The 2,531-nt window shown below is 31.3% G+C and carries 3 protein-coding genes; all 3 read right to left on the bottom strand.

The genetic code is table 11. The annotated features are described in order from the left end of the window. Positions 1 to 209: 209 nt before the first annotated feature. Positions 210 to 971, bottom strand: a complete 762-nt coding sequence (locus AB8M93_RS18640) for a hypothetical protein (protein ID WP_373060481.1) — start codon at positions 969 to 971, stop codon at positions 210 to 212. A gap of 196 nt (positions 972 to 1,167) precedes the next feature. Beyond that, positions 1,168 to 1,644, bottom strand: a complete 477-nt coding sequence (locus AB8M93_RS18635; RefSeq protein WP_373060479.1) for a cupin domain-containing protein — start codon at positions 1,642 to 1,644, stop codon at positions 1,168 to 1,170. Positions 1,645 to 1,842: 198 nt separating this feature from the next. Next, a complete protein-coding gene (locus AB8M93_RS18630; protein ID WP_373060477.1) occupies positions 1,843 to 2,445 on the bottom strand; it encodes a hypothetical protein in 603 nt (200 codons plus the stop codon). Between the last annotated feature and the right edge of the window lie 86 nt (positions 2,446 to 2,531).

Below are 2,531 nucleotides of genomic sequence, written 5' to 3'. Positions count from 1 at the left end.
AATTTTTGAGCATGAGTAAGCACATAATCTTAAGTTAAAAAAACGGAAACTTTAAATAAGTTCTTGTTTACAACGGTCTTGGTTAAGGCAAGTAGCGTGGAGTAGGGACGCGTTCTTGTCGGCTTTGTTGTTTTTTAATTGGTCTCTAAAATAACACTTTTCACCGGAATGCCCGCTATTTGCGCTTAACCGATGTTGCCTGCAGTACATTATAGTTCGTACAGATTATTATAAACGTCTTCTAATAGGAACACGCGATCAAATTTACTTTTATAATCGAAATCTTTGAAATTTAAGATGTATGAGCTATCATTTCCTGATGCAATCACCATTAACAACCAATGTTCAGTATCTAAATTCTCTTTGTATTTTTCTATTTTATCTTCTTTTTTAAGAATCGCAGATTTTAAAATTTCTTCATTAAGATCTTTTTGCCAATGGAACCCAAAATTGACATTTATCGATATTTGAGTGTGAGGCATTTCCCATATTTCTTCAATAATTGGATTTTCTATCAATATTTTTTTTTCAATATAGTTTTCCACAACTTCTTTAATAATATCAATTAATTCTCTTTTTTGATTTGTCTGAAAACTTAAATAAGGTTTCAAATAGCAATTAGCTAGAAAATTTGGTAGTTGATTTTCATTAATTATTTCCTGCTCCGCTTTGAGAAATAATTCCTCAAAAAAACCTTCTTTATTTTTACTTGATTGATTTAAAATAACCTCGTGTTCAAGTCCTATTTTTCTATTTTTTTGGTTTAATAAAAAATCTGGTTGTTCTCTTAATTCCAAAATTTCAACATCTTGATTAAGTAACATTAGAAACTTGCCAGTATGACATAATTCTAAAATTTTCTGCTGATATTTAATTCTATCAGTCAATAAATCTTCTAAGAATGGATTTATTAATTCTCCTAGATATTTGAGATTTTCAGAAAAACTTTTGTTGTTATCTAGAATTTTCATTGGTATTGCTGGCAACGGTTTCGGTTATCGCCAGTTGGCGGAGTAAGAAACGCGGATTTGTCGGCTTAGTATTAATTAGTTGGTCAAATTAATTATTTTCTTTCTAACGCTGCCGCTTATTGGCGATTAACCGTTGTTGTGCGCTGGCATTGCATAAACAATTATCTTATAGAATTTCTTATGATTTTTGGTATTGCTATTCTGATTTTAGCATTTTAGGCACTTGATCATAATATTCTTGGGTTAAGACTTCTGTCCATTCTGTTGGTTGTTCACCACCATAGAATGCTAAATATGTCACATCGCTATCTTTTGTGGATGAGTGCCAATGCTCTGTATCTTTCTCACATCTAATTACATCTCCCTCTTTTAGAATTATAGGTTTTTCACCTCTTTCTTGATAATAGGCTTCACCATCTACAATAACTAATACCTGTACAGAACCGTGTTTATGCCAATCTAAAGTTGAGTTAGCTTTGAATGTTGCTTTTGTAATATTGTAACCTAGTTCTTCATCATCGTGAATTATTGGATTTAACCAAGCTTCTCCAATGTAATGCGTATTTGGAGCTTTAGTTCCTTCAGTTTTATAGGAAGACACATTATAATCAGAACTTTGAGCAACTAGAAATAATGGAGCGAAAAATATCAGGGTAAGAATTGAATATTTCATAATCTTCTTTTTTTTATTTATTACTTTCTTTAATCATTCTTCGTCAATGCTTGCGCACAACGGTCCCGGTTAACGACAAGTGGCGCGGAATTATGGATGCGGGTTTGTCGGCTTACGGTTTGGTTTGTTATGGAAACTAATTTAGTTCTTTTCTCTGAAACTCGCCATTTGCGGTAACCGTTGTTGCCTCGCGTTTTGTTATTTTTTTGTCATAATCAACATTCCATAGGAATATTCTCCTTTAGGAAGTCTATTCAAAAAAGTTGAAAAAACATTTTCTAAATCATATTTATCATTAATGATTTTGTAGATTTTTCGTGCCTTTAGAACTTCACCTGGTACTTCCACTTTATTCTGTTTGTAATAATAGTCAGAATTTAATTCCCAATATGATGCTACATTTCTTTTATCAGATTCTTGAAAGGAAAATCTTATAGTTGTTCCATCCAATCCTGAAATACAATTTTCAATTTTATAGCAGTCAATTAAAGATTCAAATCCGTTTTTCTCCAAATTGATCATTAATTCCTTTACTTCTTTGTTCGGAATTTTAATCTTCTGGATTATAGAATCATTTGTTCTTTTATGTCTTTTTTGTTTCCAAACTTTATTAATTAGAAATCCATAATATTGATCATAATCAGTCTTGAATAGTTGAATTTTTTGATAGTTATCTATTTCAATTTTATAGATTTTTTCTAAATCAGATCTTTCTTTAGTTTCTGAATTAATCTTTACCTGTGCAGAAACTGTTTGAACTAAAAGTCCGATAATTAATGATATGTAATAAACTTTCTTCAAAATGCGTGGCAACGGTTACGGTTAACGCAAGTCACGGGAATAGGGACACGGACTTGTCGGCTAGTTTGTTTTTACCTGGTCTCTAA

The organism is Autumnicola aciditolerans (assembly GCF_041679265.1).
In the GTDB taxonomy this organism is placed as follows: domain Bacteria; phylum Bacteroidota; class Bacteroidia; order Flavobacteriales; family Flavobacteriaceae; genus Autumnicola.
This window is presented reverse-complemented; position numbering and strand designations above follow the sequence as displayed.